Raw genomic sequence first — 16950 nt, forward strand, 5'->3', positions numbered from 1 at the left:
GAAGGGCTGGTCGTGTCTGGCCGCCTAGGCGACGTGTCGCTCGCGCTCGAACGCGGCCAGATCACCGCGATCTGCGGCCCCAATGGCGCGGGCAAATCGACCCTGCTCGAAACGCTCGCCGGATTGATAACCCCCGATGCGGGCCGGGTGATGCTGGTCGGCGAGGATCTCGCCCGGCTCCACCCGCGCGATCGCGCCAGGCGGCTGGGCTATCTCCCGCAGACCCCCGAGATCGCCTGGGACGTGCCCGTGCGCAGCCTGATCGAATTGGGGCGGATGCCGCATGGCGACCGCCTCGCCGCGCCGGTCGATGCCGCCATCGCCGCGCTCGATCTCGGCGCTTTCGCCGAGCGCCGCGCGCTCTCGCTTTCGGGAGGCGAAACCGCGCGCGTGCTGCTGGCGCGGGTGCTCGCGGGGACACCCGAATGGATCCTCGCCGACGAGCCGCTCGCCGCGCTCGATCTCGCCCATCAATTCGCGCTGCTGCGTCATCTGCGCCATGCGGCCGACGCAGGGGCCGGCGTGGTGCTGGTGCTCCACGATCTTGCGCTGGCGATGAACCATGCCGACCGGGTCGTGGTGCTCGGCGGCGGGAGCGTGGCCGCCGACGGCGCGCCTGCAGACGCGCTGGCCGCGGAAGTCATCGCGCGCGTCTGGAATGTCGCGGTCGAGTGGATCGGCGAGCCGGGCCGCCGGGCGCTCGTCATCCGCTGACCCCGCGCACGAAAAAGGGGCCGGACCTCGCGGTCCGACCCCTGTTTTTGCATTGGACGAAAGCTCAGTCCCTGATCGGACCCGTACCCGCATCGCCGACCTGCGCGGGGCCGTCGTCGGCCACTTCGCTGTCCGCCGCCTCGTCGCCCGGGATCAGCCCGCGCGCCTCGAGCATCGGGGTGATGTTCGGCTGACGTCCGGCGAAATTCTCGAACATCTCGAAATAGTCCATCGTCCCGCCGCGGCTGAGCACGGTGGCGCGATAGTGATCGCCGTTTTCGCGGGTCAGCCCGCCGTTCTCGCGGAACCACTTGCGGCTGTCGCGGTCGAGCATCTCGGTCCACAGATAGCTGTAATACCCGGCGCTGTAGCCTTCGGGCGAGCTGAAGATGTGGTTGAAATAGGTGCTGCGATAGCGCGGCGGCACCAGATCGACCTCGAGCCCGAGTTCGGTCAGCGCCTGGCGTTCGAAGGCGTCGACCTCGGCCGGCGTGTCGATCGCCCGCGCCTGCGCCGGTGTCAGCGCGTGCCACTTCATGTCGAGCAGCGCCGCGGCCACGGTCTCGCCGAAGTCGTAGCCCTGGTTGAACTTGGCCGCGGCCTCGATCTTGGCGATCATCTCCGCCGGGATGGTCTCGCCGGTCTCGTAATGCTTGGCGTAGTTCGCCAGCACTTCGGGATAGGTCGCCCACATTTCGTGGACCTGGCTGGGATATTCGACGAAATCGCGCGCCGTGGCGGTGCCCGACAGGCTCTCGTAGCGCTGGTCGGCGAAGAAGCCGTGCAGCGCGTGGCCGAATTCGTGGAACGCGGTGTTGACCCAGTCGAAGCTGACCAGCTGGGGTTCGCCCGCGGCCGCCTTGGGGATGTTGAGCACATTGTAGATCACCGGCTTGGTGCCCCACAGATCGCTCTGCTCGACGAAATTGCTCATCCACGCACCGCCGCGCTTGGAGGGGCGCTGGAACGGATCGAAGTAGAACACCCCGAGTTCCGAACCGTCGCGGTCGAACACGGTGTAGGTCCACACATCGGGGTGATAGACCGGCAGGTCGGTGCGCCGCTCGAAGGTCAGCCCGTAGAGCTTCTCGGCCATGTAGAACACGCCGTCTTCGAGCACCGGCTGGAGCTGGAAATATTCCATCACCGCGTCCTCGTCGAGATCGTAGCGCTCGGCCTTGACCTGGTTGGCGTAGCGATACCAGTCCCACGGCTGGACCTCGAAATCGCCGCCCTCGGCCTCGATCACCTCGTTGAGCAGCGCGGCCTCGCGGCGCTGGGTCGCGGCGAGCGCGGGGACCATCTGGCCCATGAAGCCCAGCGCGGTCTTGGGGTTCTCGGCCATCCGGTCCCACATCGCATAGGTCGCCCAGTCGGGCGCGCCGAACAGCGCCGCCTTCTCGGCGCGCAGCGCGGCGATCTCGGCGATCAGCGGGCGGGTGTCGACCGCGCGCTGGCCATCCGCGCGGTGATAGCTGAGCATGAACAGCTTCTCGCGCACCGCACGGTTTTCCAGGCTCGGGAGCACCGGCTGCTGGGTGGTGTTCTGCAGCGCGATCGCGAACTTGCCGGGATAGCCCTTCTCGGTCGCGAGATCGGCGGCGGCCTGGATGTCGGCATCCGACAATCCGGCCAGCTCGGCGCGGGTGTCGACCACCAGCGGCTGGTCGGTCATCGCCGAACGCACCTTCTGGCTCAGCTCGGTGGTGATCGTGGACAGCTTGGTGTTGATCGCCTTGACCTGCTCGCGCTGGGCGTCGGTCAGCATCGCACCGGCATGGACCATGCCCTCGTAGGTGTTCTCGAGCAGCGTCGCGTCCTCGGGCGTCATCGCCATCGCGGCGCGGTTGTCGTAAACCGCCTTCACGCGCTCGAACAGCGCGGGGTTGAGCGTGATCGAATCGTAATGCGCGGACAGCACCGGGCTGATCTCGGTGTTGATTTCGTCGAGCCGGTCGGTGGTGTTGGTGCCGGTCAGCGCGAAGAACACATTGCCGACGCGGTCGAGCATCCGGCCCGATTTCTCGAGTGCAACGATGGTGTTGGCGAAGGTGGGCGCCTCGGGGTTGGCGACGATCGCCTCGACCTCGGCCTTCTGGATCGCCATGCCCTGCTCGAAAGCGGGCAGGTAATCATCTTCCGAGATCTTGGTGAAATCGGGGGCGAGGAAGGGCAGGGTGCTGTCGGCGGCGAAATAGCCGGTGCCTTGCGGGATGGCAGCGGAGCCTGCGGTCGGGGCCTCGGCGAGCGGGCGATCCATCGCGGCTTCTCCGGTGGTGGTGCAGCCGGCCAGCAGGGCGGCGGCGGCGGTGGTGGCCAGAATCTGGGCCTTCATAGGGGTCTCCGGTTGATTTCATATTGCGGGGCACGAGTGCGCCCACGGACAACAGACGTTTAGACTGGCGCGCTTGAACAGGGGATTGCCAGCAAATGCAAGGGCTCAGCCCTCGGGAACCACCGCGCCCTCATGATCCTGCGCCGCGCTCCTCGCCGCATCCGCCGCCTCGGCGAGCGCCTGGCGGTTCACGGTGACCAGCCGCGGCCGCCCGCCCTGCTGATCGACCACCAGCCACAGCGAGCCCAGCTCGAAGAACCCGCCGCGCTTGGGCACCACGGTCATGTCTGCAAGGTCGAGCCGCTCGAGCGTGCGCATCAGCTCGGCGTCGAACACCTCCTCGGCCAGCGCTTCGGCGCGCGCCTCGTCGAGCTCGACGCGTTTGCCCGCACGATCGATATAGAGCAGCGGGATCCCGACCTCGGCCAGCACTCGGCGGCTGTCGCCCGAGCGCGCCGCCTCGCGCAGCGCCTCGAGCGCCGCCTGGAACTGGCTCGGGCTGGTCCCGGTGGCGCAGGAGATCGCCCCGCCATCCACCAGATCGTGCGCGCGGTCGAACTCGATGTCGCGCTCCTGCTGGTTCGACCACACCATCAGCAGGCAATCCTCGGGCGGAGCCGCCATCGCTTGCTCGAGACCGGCCCGGCCGGGAGTTTCGGCGCTGGCGGCCGCAAGCGGCTGCTCTTCTTCTTCTTCGGGGGCCGCCGAGCAGCCGAAGCAGGCCAGCGCCAGCAGGGGAGCGAATACGGGGACAAGGAAGGTCGGGCGGGTCATTTCAGGCAAATCCGTAGCGCATGACAGGTTCGTAGGTCGATCCACCCGGGTCGAGCCGGCTCTCGTACAGGACGAAGGAATCGACCGGCCAAGGGTCCGAGCGCAGATCGGCGTGCTGCGCCAGCCAGCCTTCGGGCGGTGCGGTCGAGCGATTGAGCCGGGCGATGGTGATATGCGGCGCGAACTTGCGCGTTTCCGCAGGAAAACCCGCCCTGCGGCACGCGCGCTCGACCCGGTTGCGCAGCACGAACAGAGCGTCCGGCTGCGTCACCCCCGCCCATAGCGTATGCGGCACGCCCTTGCGCTCGAAATGGCCGAGGCCATCGAGCGCCAGCGCGAAGGGCGGAGCGGAAACCGATTGCAGCGCCACCATCAGATCGTCCACCTCCCGCGGATCGGCCTCGCCGACGAAGCGCAGCGTGAGGTGGAGCTGGTCGTCGTCCTGCCAGCGAGCGCCTTCGAGCGCCTCCATCCGGTCGATCAGCAGATCGCGGATCTCGCCCGGCGGTCGGATGGCGATGAAAAAGCGTTGCCCCATCGCGGCAATCTATCACACATCGGTACGCGTCGAGCCCGTTTCGCGCGGATCCTCGTAGGACGCGCTGACGAAAATCGCCGCGCGCCGTTCGCTGCGAAACTCCAGCCCGCGCGCCACCCGGCCCGCAGCATGGGTGTAATCGAGTTCGGAAGCGATCCGGTCGTAATCGCCGGCATCGATCGCGGCGTTGAGCCGCGGGCTTTCCGAGGCCGAGACATTGCCGCGCCCGACATTGTAGACCAGATCGACCAGCGCATCGAACTCGTGCTGGAACAGCGGCAGATCGCCGACCAGATCGCGGACATGACCTTCCGCCTCGGCGATATCGCCGTCGAGGAAGCCGAGCACGCCTTCCTTGCTCACGCGGTCGCCGACACGCAGATTGTCCTGCGGCTCGATCAGATGGCCGACGCCGACGGTGGGATAGCCCGCGACATCGCGGTAGACCACCTGGCGCACGCCCTCTTCCTGGACCAGCGCGCGCTTGAACTGCGCGCTGGTCGAGATCCGGCTGGCGTGGATGCGGTTCTGGGTGGGATCGTCCGACCCCAGCACCAGGCTGCTCTCGCTGCCGTCGGAGCCGGTGCGCAGCGCCGATGGCCCGGTAAAGGCCGCCAGACCGACCGCGCCCGCGGTCAGCATGGCGGTCGCGCTGCGCCGTGCGGAGCGCGAGGGGTTGACCCTGAACACCCTGCGCGCAGCCCGCCGCGCGCGGCGCAGGTCGGTGCTTTCGGCCTCGCCGACGCGGGGGCGCGAAGCGGTGGCGGGCCGGTCCGGCGCGCCGTCCAGCGGTGTATCGAGATCCTGCAACAGGCGCCGCACCCGGTCGCGTGGACCGGAACTGAGATCGCGAGCGCCGGGCGAGGGCAGCGCGCCTTGCGCTGCACGCCTCGCCGGCGCCGGCGCAGAGCGGGACTGCGCGGGTGGATTGCTGTGGATAGGGTTCTCGGCGTCTGCGACGCTCGTCGGGGTTGGACTGGACATCGGTGGCATCTGCTCCGGCGTATCTGCTGGTGGCGGGCCTCGCGCCCAATCCCGTCATCGCGGGTCGGACAGCGGAAAAGCCCCCTCGGTTACCTATACAACGGCTCCCGGACGTCATCGGTCCTCAACTCGTCCCTTCTACGGGGCGGACTGCGCTCGGGGCGCGCCGCAGGTCGGCGGCCCGGAGGTCTTGGTCTTCGCGCCCAAGCCTCGCTAAGGGAGGGGGATGACAGACGATGGTACCAAATTCTCCGCAGACCCCGAATGGCTGCCCCACCGGATCGATCCTGCCGCTGGCATGCTGCAGTTCCTGCGCATCCCGCGCAGCGATCTTGCCGCGCCGCAGTTCCTCGCCGATCGCACCCCGGCCACTGCGGCGGACGAGGCTTTCCTCCCGCTCGGCGGAATGGTGGATCTCGTGCCCGCGACCGGCCCGCTGCACTTCGTGTTCCACACGGCCTTCTGCCGGTCGACGCTGCTGGTGCGCGCGCTCGACATTCCCGGGGTCGCCGCCGGGCTGAGCGAACCGGGCATTCTCGTGAGCCTCACCAATCTGGGCGAGGCGGGGCGCCCGCTGGTCGCGCCGATGCTCGACCTGCTGTCACGTCCGCACGGGCGTGCAGGGGGCGAGCGCGAGGCGGCGGTGGTGGTCAAGCCGACCAACCATGCCAACAGGCTGATCCCCGCGCTGCTCGATGCGCGCCCCGATGCCCGCGCGGTCCTCATGACCAACCCGCTGCCCGCCTTCCTCGCCGCGGTGGTCCGCAAGGGGATGATGGGCCGCCGCTGGGGGCGCCAGCTCTATCTCGAAATGATGGGTTACGCGGGAATGGATCTGGGGATGGATGCGCGCGAGCAATTCTCGATGACCGACCTGCAGGCCGCGGGGCTCGCCTGGTTTCTCAACCAGCGTTATTTTGCGATGCTGCTCGACCGCTACCCCGAACGGCTGCGCACGCTCGACGGCGATGTCTTCGACGTGCGGCGCGCCGATACCATCGCCGCGATCGCCGGCCTGTTCGACCTGCCGCTCGATGCCGCGCAGGCCGCCCGGGTGGCCGAGGGTCCGGTGTTCGCGACCCATTCCAAGCGCGGCGGCGACTTCGGTGCGACCGCGGCGAAGGACAGCGAACGCGCGAACAGCCCGCTGGTCGAGGAGGAGATCGCGCAGGTCGGCCAGTGGATCTCGATGATCGCGGATCAGGCCGGACTCGCGGTGCCGGTGACGCGGCGTGCGCCGCTGCTCTGACCGCGCGGAACTCCGCTCGGCCTGACCCGTAGGACCCCGGAGCGCGCTGTTGCGCGCCGCGGGCCGCGTCCCCATCTCTCCGGGGAACCGGGCGGCTCCCACGCTTGACAAAACCGAACACAACAGGAACACGCGCCGCATGGCTCTTACCAAGATTTCCGTGCGCGGTGCGCGCGAGCACAACCTCAAGGGCATCGATATCGATCTGCCGCGCGATGCACTGATCGTGATCACCGGGCTGTCGGGTTCGGGCAAGTCGAGCCTCGCCTTCGACACCATCTATGCCGAGGGGCAGCGGCGCTATGTCGAGAGCCTGAGCGCCTATGCGCGGCAATTCCTCGAGATGATGCAGAAGCCCGATGTCGAGCATATCGACGGGCTTTCGCCTGCGATCTCGATCGAGCAAAAGACGACTTCGCGCAACCCGCGTTCGACCGTGGCGACCGTCACCGAGATCTACGACTATATGCGGCTGCTGTGGGCGCGCGTCGGCACCCCCTATTCGCCCGCCACCGGGCTGCCGATCGAGGCGCAGACCGTCTCCAACATGGTCGACCGGGTGATGGCGCTGCCCGAAGGCACGCGGCTCTATTTGCTCGCGCCGGCGGTGCGCGGGCGCAAGGGCGAGTACCGCAAGGAGCTCGCCGAATGGCAGAAATCGGGCTTCACCCGCGTCCGGATCGACGGCGAGATCTACGAGATCGGCGAGGCGCCCGCGCTCGACAAGAAGCTCAAGCACGACATCGAGGTGGTGGTCGACCGGCTCGCGGTAAAGCCGGGGCTCGAGACGCGGCTGGCGGACAGTTTCGAGCAGGCGCTCAAGCTGGCCGACGGGCTGGCGTATGTGGATCTGGCTGAGGGGACGGTGGCGGAATTGCTTCCCACCCCTGCCGTCATCCCAGCGAAAGCTGGGATCGCTCACGAAGGCGCGCAACCGACCGAGATCCCAGCTTCCGCTGAGGTGACGAAGACCAAGATGGTGGCGAGCGAAGCGAGCGGCGGCAAGATGAAGGGCACCGGCGTCCCCGCCAACCGCATCGTCTTCTCCGAGAAATTCGCCTGCCCGGTCAGCGGTTTCACGATCGAGGAGATCGAGCCGCGGCTGTTCTCCTTCAACGCCCCCCAGGGGGCGTGCTCGACCTGCGACGGGCTGGGCGAGAAGCAGTCCTTCGATCCCCGGCTGGTGGTCCCCAACGAGGCGCTGAGCCTCAAGAAGGGCGCGGTGGTGCCCTGGGCCAAGTCCAACCCGCCATCGCCCTATTACCTCCAGGTGCTCGCCAGCCTCGCCGCCGAGTTCGGCTTCGACCTGACCACCCCGTGGCAGGATCTGGCGCAGGAGCACCGCGAGGTGATCCTGCATGGCACCAAGGGCGCGCGGGTGCCGCTGACCTTCAAGGACGGGCGCAAGCAATACACCGTCAACAAGGCCTTCGAGGGGGTGATCGGCAATCTCAACCGCCGGCTGCTGCAGACCGAGAGCGCGTGGATGCGCGAGGAGCTGTCCAAGTTCCAGACCGCGCAGCCCTGCGAGGCCTGCGGCGGCAAAAGGCTCAACGACAAGGCGCTGGCAGTGAAGATCCCCGGTGCCGACGGCCCCACCGACATCGCCACGCCGACGCAGATGAGCGTCGCCGATGCCAAGACCTGGTTCCTCGGGCTCGACGATCACCTCAACCCGCAGCAGAGCCAGATCGCCAAGGCCATCCTCAAGGAGATCAACGAGCGGCTGGGCTTCCTCGACAATGTCGGGCTGGATTATCTCAACCTCGACCGAACTTCAGGTACCCTCAGCGGCGGCGAAAGCCAGCGGATCCGCCTCGCCAGCCAGATCGGCTCGGGGCTCAGCGGCGTGCTCTACGTCCTCGACGAGCCCAGCATCGGGCTCCACCAGCGCGACAACGACCGGCTGCTCGAAACGCTCAAGCGGCTGCGCGATCTGGGCAACACCGTCATCGTCGTCGAGCATGACGAGGACGCGATCCGCCAGGCCGACCATGTCGTCGATCTCGGCCCCGGCGCGGGGGTGCGCGGGGGCGAGATCGTTGCGCAGGGCACGCTCAAGCAGGTGCTCAAGGCCAAGAACTCGCTCACCGCCGACTATCTCACCGGCCGCCGCAAGATCGAGGTTCCCGCCAAGCGCCGCAAGGGCAATGGCAAGAAGCTGACCGTCCACGGCGCGCGCGCGAACAACCTCCAGAACGTCACCGCCTCGCTCCCGCTAGGCACCTTCGCCTGCGTCACCGGGGTCTCGGGCTCGGGCAAGTCCTCCTTCACCATCGACACGCTCTACGCCGCCGCCGCGCGGCAGCTCAACGGCGCGCGGATCATCGCGGGCGCGCACGACAAGGTCACCGGGCTCGAACATTGCGACAAGGTGATCGAGATCGACCAGTCGCCGATCGGCCGCACCCCGCGCTCCAACCCCGCCACCTACACCGGCGCCTTCACCCAGATCCGCGACTGGTTCGCAGGCCTGCCCGAAAGCCTCGCGCGCGGCTACAAGCCCGGGCGCTTCAGCTTCAACGTCAAGGGCGGCCGCTGCGAGGCCTGCCAGGGCGACGGGCTGATCAAGATCGAGATGCACTTCCTCCCCGACGTCTACGTCACCTGCGAGGAATGCCACGGCAAGCGCTACAACCGCGAGACGCTCGAGGTGCGCTTCAAGGGCCTCTCGATCGCCGATGTGCTCGACATGACGATCGAGGACGCGGAGGAATTCTTCAAGGCGGTCCCGCCGATCCGCGAGAAGATGCGGATGCTGGGCGAGGTCGGGCTGGGCTATGTCAAGGTCGGCCAGCAGGCGACCACGCTCAGCGGCGGCGAGGCGCAGCGCGTCAAGCTCGCCAAGGAACTCGCGCGCCGCTCCACCGGGCAGACGCTCTACATCCTCGACGAGCCGACCACCGGCCTGCATTTCGAGGATGTCCGCAAGCTCCTGGAAGTGCTCCACCGGCTGGTCGACCAGGGCAATTCGGTGGTGGTGATCGAGCACAATCTCGACGTCATCAAGACGGCCGACTGGATCCTCGATCTCGGCCCCGACGGCGGCGTGCGCGGGGGGGAAGTGGTCGCGCAGGGCACCCCCGAACAGGTCGCGAAGGAAAAGCGCAGCGTGACGGGGCACTATCTGGCGCCGATGCTCGCGCGCTGATTCTCCGCGCGAGTAAGGCCCCGCCAAAGATCCTCCCCATCGCAGATGGGGAGGGGGACCATCCGCAGGATGGTGGAGGGGTAAAGCCCCAAGCGCGCGCGCCCGCAGTCCCGCGCCCCCCGCTCCCCATACCCCGCAAAAACCCGGAACCTCCTCCGCCCGCGGCCATTGAATCGGCATCGCAAAAGGAGAAAACCCATGAAGAAACCCGCACTTGCCGCCGCCGCGCTGGCGGCTTTCGCCACCTCGGGCTGCGCCGCGCTGCTGGGCGCCGGAGCCGGTGCCGCCGCCGTCACCTGCGCCCCCGACGACGTCGATTGCGTCGAGGAAGTCGAGGACGAAGCCGAGGATGTCGCGGACGATATCTAGGCTCACATTAAGGACGCAAAGGTCCTCTCCATCGTAAGATGGGGAGGGGGACCATCCGCAGGATGGTGGAGCGGTGCCGCGTTGCACGCGGCCGAGGCTTATCCACGGCCGACGAGCACGTCCTTCGATAAACTAAGGACAAAGGGATCAATAATTTTTGCCCACGGGCAGTTGGTCAAGGTATTGCGCGACTGAAAGCTAGACCTTCTCTCTTACACGGCGCCCTTACGCATAATCCGATCGCCAAATCTGCAGAGCGCGGTTTGCCATCGAGATCTGTCGCGCGTTTAATCTGGCGGGCGTCCAATCTTCTGGAGCGTATTCCGCGACCTTCTGCGTAAGCCGATATTGACTTGTAGGATAAACTAGCACCTTCTCGCCGTATGGCTTATTTCCAATGTCTCGATTTTTATTAACTTCGAGCAGGGTAAGATTGCCGACACGATATATCGATTGTTCCCAAAGCTCCTCTGGAAACATGATTGTCCAATCCTGTGACGGATTTTCTGGCAAGATATGCTCAATCGAACCGCTATCGGTTTCCGGGTCCCGCGGTATTCCAGAAACATGAGACTCAAGCTTTGCTAGAATGTACCGAACGAGCTTTTTGCTCTGGCCGCTACCGCTCACAGAGAAACTGGAGAAATCGGATTTAAATTTGTCATCACCGACGTAAATGCGACGCAAGTCCCTCGCTGAATCACTTGCCCTTGTTGACGATCCATCCAAAATATTTTTAGCGCCTTCGTGGTAAATCGGCTCCAAGGTATTTGTATTCAAGTCGCTTATTACATTATATCTAAACGAAATAATTGATATTAGTTTGAGGAGCTTGACAAATTCTTCGATGGAGTACTTTTCCCAAGCAGCGAATAGCGTAGGCGTCATTTGCCGTACTCGAAATAATTTGAAATCAAGTATATACGGCCGTGCAGAAGGCGTCTCCTGCCAATATCCGTGTGTCGGATCTTTTAGCGCTGCATAAATTTCCGCGCGGGGTTCAAGCTCATCTAGTAACTTAAATACGTCCTGCGGTTCTTTTATTTGCTCTCGGAATATCTTGAATAGCCGTTGAGTCCGAACCTTTGGGTATTTCGTAAGAAGGTGATAGCGGAGAAATTCCGGAAAGCTTGGGGCCGTTACTTTGGCGATCAAGGATTGCCACCGACGATGTAATACGTCACGATCGGTTTTTACAGAAATGCGAGAAAACATGTAATTCTTAAGGAGGTCTGTTGAAGTTAGCTCCAAGCCGCGCGCATTAAGTGTCTCGAAGACTGTATACGCATTTAACTCGTCATCGACACTGATCCGTATAAACATTAGTTGGCGGCCAATCGTCTCAGATAGTAGAGTGGCGAGCCTTTCTCCGTCTTCGCAAAACTCGAGTTGCGATAATTGCTTTGAAAAATATTCGAAGCATGTCCAAAGAAGCTTATTGGATTTTTCTAATCCTCTAGGATTTAGCGGGCTCTTTAGCTGTATTAAGTAGTCTTGGTAAAAGCTATTGTTGTTTTCGTTAAGATATAATTTGCTGGCCTCTATTAATGAGGCAGGGTCCTTTTGCCCAAGGAATATCGACCGCAGCGCTTGAGCGCGCTCTTGGTTTTTATCCCTCTCAATATCGCGGGCAGCTAGATTTTGGAGCCTAGCGATGATAGCGAGGGCAAGTAGACTGATTGTTGCTAGCCTTTGTTGTCCGTCGATAATCTCGAATTCACGGTCCGATTTGGCCTCTACTACAAGAGCCCCTAGGTAATGCTTATCGTCGGGCTTCTGAACGAGCTCCGTTACATCGGTCCATAGGTCTTCCCATTGCTCTTCACCCCACGAATAGTCGCGCTGATAGGGCGGAACGCGAAAGATTCTTCCGTTGCCAATTAGCTCCACGACGTTTGCGGTGTTTGTATCGAGCAAGTTTGCTTTGGCCATGGCGCGATTCATACCTGACGGACTAGCCGCAGCAATGTCAAAGTTTCGAACAAATCATTTTCCTACAGACCCCCACATGCCATAGATGGTTCGATTCGTTCATCCCCACGGAGATCGGATCATGCCTCAGAGTCTTTTTGTTTTCGCCTCAGGCGCCGGCGCGCGCATCCGCGCGGTTCAGCCTGCGGCTGTGCTTCGCAACGGCTTACGGCCTGACCGGCCGGCGCGCGGTCGCGCTTGCGAGCCCTGCGGGCTCGGACTCGCGCTCTCCGTTAGCCCAGCAGCGCTCTCCGGCACGGGAGACGTGGCATGACCGACACTCCCGATATCGCCCACCGCTTCGACAAATTCACCATGCCTTGCGACATCCCCGATGACGACGGGGCGGCGGGTAACGACCGGTCCGCTGGCGGCCTGAGGTCCCCGGCTGCGCGGGGAGGCGGCGCTTCGGGGGCGGGCGATTACGGCGTCCCGACGCAGGACTGGTTGTCGCGCGGGCTCAAGAGCAAGGCCGGGCGGGGGTGGGAGGCGGAGGCGCCGTACGGCGACCCCGACCTCGACCCCGGCCCCGACTCCGACGACGATCCCTACTACGGGCTGTCCTACGATTACGGGCAGGACCCCCGCAGCGGCGCATACGATCCCGCCAATCCCGCCGCCCATCCCGCCGCCAAGACCCCCTACGACCATTACCCCTCCAGCGCCGCGCTGCTGCAGGCGCGGCGGGCGGCCCGGATGGGCGGCTCCGGGTATGGAGGCGGGCGCAAATCCGCCGCGCCGCACTGGCCCGGGGGCTGGTTGCCCGGCGATCCGCCGCGCGAGATCGTGCTGGATTCCGACCCTTGGGCCGACCCCTGTTCCGGCTCCGGCGACCCGACGCCCGCCAACGTCAAATTCGGCGCGGCGCAGCAGGTGCGGTTTCTCGATAGTCTCGCGCTGCACGGCAATGTCCGCGCCGCGGCGGCGCGGGTCGGGGTGAGCCGCGACACCGTCTATCGCCTTCGCCGCCGCGAGCCCGCGTTCGCGAACTTGTGGGAGGCGGCGCTGGTCCATGCGCGCGCCGCGGGCGAGGCCGAGCTGGCCTCCCGCGCCTTCGACGGGGTGGCCGTGCCGGTGTTCTGCCGCGGCGAGCATGTCGCCACCTGGCGGCGGCACGATCCGCGCTATCTGCTCACCCATCTCGCGCGGCTCGACCGGCGGATTGCCCAGAACGGCGGGGCGGAGCAGGAGGCGCAAGCGCGCGCGTCGTGTTTCGACACGCTGCTCGCCGGGCGCGCCGGGCAGAGCGTCCCCGAGCACCATGCCCGCGCGGCGCAGCTCGGCGCGCGGCTGGCGGCGGAGGAGTGCGAGCAGGCCTGGCCCGAAACCGGAACCGCTGCGGGCGAGGCGCCGCCCGCGCCGTCTGCGCCGCCCGCTCCGGCCTGCGCGGATCTGCCGCCCAGCCGGCTGGGGGTGTTCGGGCTCGCCTGCGAACAGGCGCTCGAAGCGCAGGAGGCGGCGGTGGCGGCGGGGAAGAAGGACTACCGCGACGCCGCCGCGCGCCACCGCGCCGACGACCGCGCGGTCGAGCGCGCAACCGCCAAGGCGCTGGCGCGCTTCGAGCAATGGCAGGCCGAGGGCCGCGAACTGCTCGACCGGGTGCTGGCTGGGGAGGCCGGAGAAGGGGAGACTGGAGAGGGGGTCGGGGAAGGGAGCGCGGAGGACCTCGGAGCGGACGCGGCGCCGCAAGGTGACGCTTCGGCTGTGCCGGACGGGTCGGATGTGTCAGATGTGTCAGATGTGTCCGATGGGGCGGACCCGTCGGAGGGCGCGGACCTGCCTGAAGGGGATGGCGCGGGTCACACCGGCACCACCCCGACATACATCCCGACCCCCATCGCCGAGGCCAGCGCCTCCACCCCCAGCGATCCGGTCACCACCAGCAGCAGCGCCAAGCTCGTCCGCCGCCCGCGCACGAAGCCCAGCGCGAGGAAGGCGAGCAGGCTGGCGATATCGGTCGCCTCCGAAGCCTGCGCCAGCCACTCGAGCCCGGGCGGGGTCGCCGGATCGGGCCAATCGATCCCCGCCATCCCTCGCGTCCCCCCCCGCGCGATCTATCGCGGGAAGCGGAGGGCTCGGCAAGCCGGAGAATGACGGGGGTAGCGAAGGGGGTGGTTAGCTGAGGAGCTCGAGCTCGACCGTGCCGTGGCCGCGGTTGACCAGCCCGATCTCCTGCGCGGCGGCGCGCGAGAGGTCGATCGTGCGGTGGCGCGAGAACGGACCGCGGTCGTTGATCCGCACCGTGACCGAGCGGCCCGAGCGCGGATCGGTGACGCGGACCTCGCTGCCGAAGGGCAGGCTGCGGTGCGCTGCGGTGAGCGCATGCATGTCGAAGCGCTCGCCGCTGGCGGTGCGGCGGCCGTGGAACTTGGCGCCGTAGAACGACGCGACCCCGCTGCCGAGCGACTGCGCATCGTCTTCGATGACGGGAGCGGGGGCGGGCGGGACCTCCTGCACCACGGGGCCGGTTTCGAACCGGATCGGCGCGGCGGGAGCTTCGCCGGATCGGTCAGCATTGTGATCCACCGGAGTGGCGGCGCTGGCCGGAACCGCAATCGCGGCGGCCAGAAAAAAGAGCTTCAAACTGCGATGGGACAAAACCGTTCCCTCCAATTGTTGCGGGAACTCTCTAGCCCATCATGCGTGGCCGTGCGCACCGGGCGCGGGCAACTGCCCGATTGTCGCCACAGTTCATCGTGGATTGAGGCCGCGCGGGCGAGATCGTGGCGGCGCGGCGCCTTTTTCATTTTCCTACAGCCCTGCGGCGAGAGCATGAGGAGAGACCGATTCGCCCCTGCGGCTTGGCCATGGTGAGGCGCGGCCGGTCAGGAAGGAGGCGCGGGCCCGAGCGGAACGGGAACCCGGCGGTTGCCTTGCGCGGCGCTACGACCAGCGAAAGCGGCGCGCTGCAAAAGCAGGGAGGCCTAACAAAATGGGGCCGGCATCGCTGCCGACCCCACTCTCACCGATGCGTGGTCCCGCCGAAACGGGCACTTGGCATCCGGCGGTTTCCCAGCCGCGCACCGAAGCGCGCGGGTCGGGTCCGTCGCCGGCGCTCGCACCGGCATCCGGAAACACCCTCCTGTCATCCCGCCAGACCGTTCGGAGGCGAACCCCTTCGCAAACCAGGCGGGAAAACCCTCGACAGGCATTTCCGCAACCGGACTTTCCTGATGGCCGGCGCCGTGAACTTCGGCTTCGCTTCGGATCAGAGATCCTCCACCAAGCCTCCGCGGGCATCCGACCGGTCTGTCCGGCCCGTGATGAAGCGCCTTGCGCTCGTCCGTCATCGATCGCCGGGTGCTGCAGACAGAAGCCCTTGCATCCGACCATCTCGGGGCAGGCGTGGACAGGTTTCACCACGTCTTTCCGGCTTGGATTTGTCGAGCGATTTCAGACCTTTCGGCCTGCCATTGCCCGGCGTTTCCGCCCCGTTCCGATGGATCAAATCTGCGCCTCGCATGCGGTTCGAGCAAGCGCCCGGCTTATCCACCGACGCCGTTTTTCGCTGTGGACGCGAGTGGATAAGTCAACGCTTCGCCGCAAGCACCGCTGCTGCGCTACCCGAGTTGAAACATTCTTGCCGGGATCGGCGGATCCGCCTTAGCGGTCGCGCTGTGCCAGCAGCCTGAGTCGCAAAGCGTTGAGCTTGATGAAGCCCTCGGCGTCCTTCTGGTCGTAGGCGCCGGCATCGTCCTCGAAGGTGACATGCGCCTCCGAATAGAGCGAGTTGGGCGATTTGCGCCCGACCACGCTGGCGGTGCCCTTGTAGAGCTTGAGCCGGACGGTGCCGCTGACCTTCTCCTGGCTGAGATCGACCGCCGCCTGCAGCATCAGCCGCTCGGGGCTGAACCAGAGGCCGTTGTAGATCAGCTCGGCATAGCGCGGCATCAGCTCGTCCTTGAGATGCGCCGCGCCGCGATCCAGCGTGAGCTGCTCGATTCCGCGATGCGCGCGGGCATAGATCTCGCCGCCGGGGGTCTCGTACATCCCGCGGCTCTTCATGCCGACGAAGCGGTTCTCTACCAGATCGAGCCGGCCGATCCCGTGGCGCCGACCCAACTCGTTGAGCGCGGTCAGCAGCGCCGCCGGGCTCAACGCCTCGCCATTGAGCGCCACGCCGTCGCCGCGCTCGAACTCGATGGTGATGTACTCGGGCGTATCGGGCGCCTGCTCGGGGTGCTCGGTGCGCGAATAGACATAGTCGGGGGTCTCCTCCCATGGGTCCTCGAGCACCTTGCCCTCCGAGGAGGTGTGCAGCAGGTTCGCGTCGGTGGAGAAGGGGCTCTCGCCGCGCTTGTCGCGCGGGATGGCGATCTGGTGCGCCTCGGCCCAGGCGATCAGCGCGGTGCGGCTGGTCAGATCCCACTCGCGCCACGGCGCGATGACCGTGATGTCGGGCGCGAGCGCATAGGCGGACAGCTCGAAACGGACCTGGTCGTTGCCCTTGCCGGTGGCGCCATGCGCGATGGCATCGGCGCCGGTCTCGCGCGCGATCTCGACCAGCCGCTTGGAGATCAGCGGGCGGGCGATGCTGGTGCCGAGCAGATAGTCGCCCTCGTAGCGGGCGTTGGCGCGCATCATCGGGAAGACGAAATCGCGGACGAATTCCTCGCGCAGGTCCTCGATGAAGATGTTGGCGTCGGGGATCCCCATCGCGCGGGCCTTGTCGCGCGCCGGCTCGATCTCCTCGCCCTGGCCCAGATCGGCGGTAAAGGTCACGACCTCGCAGCCGCGCTCGACGCTCAGCCATTTGGCGATCACCGAGGTGTCGAGACCGCCCGAATAGGCGAGGACGACCTTGCGGGGATGGGCTTCGGAGGTGCTGGGCATGAAGGGCAATTCCTGAAATACCGACCTGCAAG

Annotated in this window: 12 protein-coding genes; 5 read left to right on the plus strand and 7 right to left on the minus strand. The window is 66.1% G+C overall.

Going from position 1 to position 16950, the window contains the following annotated elements; genetic code table 11:
• Positions 1–12: 12 nt before the first annotated feature.
• Entirely contained in the window at positions 13–714 is a 702-nt protein-coding gene (locus ACQ5J0_RS10910; protein WP_462567507.1) for an ABC transporter ATP-binding protein, read from the plus strand.
• A gap of 64 nt (positions 715–778) precedes the next feature.
• Here ACQ5J0_RS10910 and ACQ5J0_RS10915 read toward each other — a convergent pair whose 3' ends face one another.
• The 4 genes from ACQ5J0_RS10915 to ACQ5J0_RS10930 form a co-directional block, all read right to left on the minus strand.
• Positions 779–3049, minus strand: a complete 2271-nt coding sequence (locus ACQ5J0_RS10915) for a M3 family metallopeptidase (protein WP_462567508.1) — start codon at positions 3047–3049, stop codon at positions 779–781.
• 105 nt (positions 3050–3154) lie between these two features.
• Positions 3155–3823: a hypothetical protein gene (locus ACQ5J0_RS10920; RefSeq protein WP_462567509.1), complete on the minus strand. Its 669-nt coding sequence runs from the start codon at positions 3821–3823 to the stop codon at positions 3155–3157.
• Position 3824: 1 nt separating this feature from the next.
• Positions 3825–4361 carry an RNA 2',3'-cyclic phosphodiesterase gene (gene thpR / locus ACQ5J0_RS10925; RefSeq protein ID WP_462567510.1) on the minus strand — a complete coding sequence of 179 codons (537 nt, stop codon included), beginning with the start codon at positions 4359–4361 and terminating at the stop codon, positions 3825–3827.
• A gap of 12 nt (positions 4362–4373) precedes the next feature.
• The gene (locus ACQ5J0_RS10930) at positions 4374–5183 is read right to left on the minus strand and encodes a lysozyme (RefSeq protein ID WP_462567511.1); all 810 of its coding nucleotides are present in this window, start codon (positions 5181–5183) and stop codon (positions 4374–4376) included.
• 388 nt (positions 5184–5571) lie between these two features.
• Between ACQ5J0_RS10930 and ACQ5J0_RS10935 the strand changes: the two genes are divergently transcribed.
• The 3 genes from ACQ5J0_RS10935 to ACQ5J0_RS10945 all read left to right on the plus strand — a co-directional run bounded on the left by ACQ5J0_RS10935 (position 5572) and on the right by ACQ5J0_RS10945 (position 10114).
• A complete protein-coding gene (locus ACQ5J0_RS10935) occupies positions 5572–6594 on the plus strand; it encodes a hypothetical protein (RefSeq protein WP_462567512.1) in 1023 nt (340 codons plus the stop codon).
• A gap of 139 nt (positions 6595–6733) precedes the next feature.
• Positions 6734–9745: an excinuclease ABC subunit UvrA gene (gene uvrA / locus ACQ5J0_RS10940; RefSeq protein ID WP_462567513.1), complete on the plus strand. Its 3012-nt coding sequence runs from the start codon at positions 6734–6736 to the stop codon at positions 9743–9745.
• Between the two features lie 198 nt (positions 9746–9943).
• Positions 9944–10114, plus strand: a complete 171-nt coding sequence (locus ACQ5J0_RS10945; protein ID WP_462567514.1) for a hypothetical protein — start codon at positions 9944–9946, stop codon at positions 10112–10114.
• A 225-nt stretch (positions 10115–10339) separates the two neighbouring features.
• On the opposite strand, the gene ACQ5J0_RS10950 is transcribed toward ACQ5J0_RS10945, so the two are convergent.
• Complete coding sequence (locus ACQ5J0_RS10950) at positions 10340–12046, minus strand: DUF262 domain-containing protein (RefSeq protein ID WP_305929811.1); 1707 nt, start codon at positions 12044–12046, stop codon at positions 10340–10342.
• 309 nt (positions 12047–12355) lie between these two features.
• Here ACQ5J0_RS10950 and ACQ5J0_RS10955 point away from each other — a divergent pair, with 309 nt between their 5' ends.
• The gene (locus ACQ5J0_RS10955) at positions 12356–14179 is read left to right on the plus strand and encodes a hypothetical protein (RefSeq protein WP_462567515.1); all 1824 of its coding nucleotides are present in this window, start codon (positions 12356–12358) and stop codon (positions 14177–14179) included.
• A 21-nt stretch (positions 14180–14200) separates the two neighbouring features.
• Here the strand turns inward: ACQ5J0_RS10955 and ACQ5J0_RS10960 are convergent, their stop codons facing one another.
• Both ACQ5J0_RS10960 and ACQ5J0_RS10965 read right to left on the minus strand, forming a co-directional pair.
• Positions 14201–14668, minus strand: coding sequence for a septal ring lytic transglycosylase RlpA family protein (locus ACQ5J0_RS10960; protein WP_462567516.1), 468 nt, complete (start codon positions 14666–14668; stop codon positions 14201–14203).
• Between the two features lie 1020 nt (positions 14669–15688).
• Complete coding sequence (locus ACQ5J0_RS10965; protein WP_462567517.1) at positions 15689–16918, minus strand: argininosuccinate synthase; 1230 nt, start codon at positions 16916–16918, stop codon at positions 15689–15691.
• Positions 16919–16950 lie beyond the last annotated feature (32 nt).

It is taken from the genome of Qipengyuania sp. SM2512 (assembly GCF_054954005.1).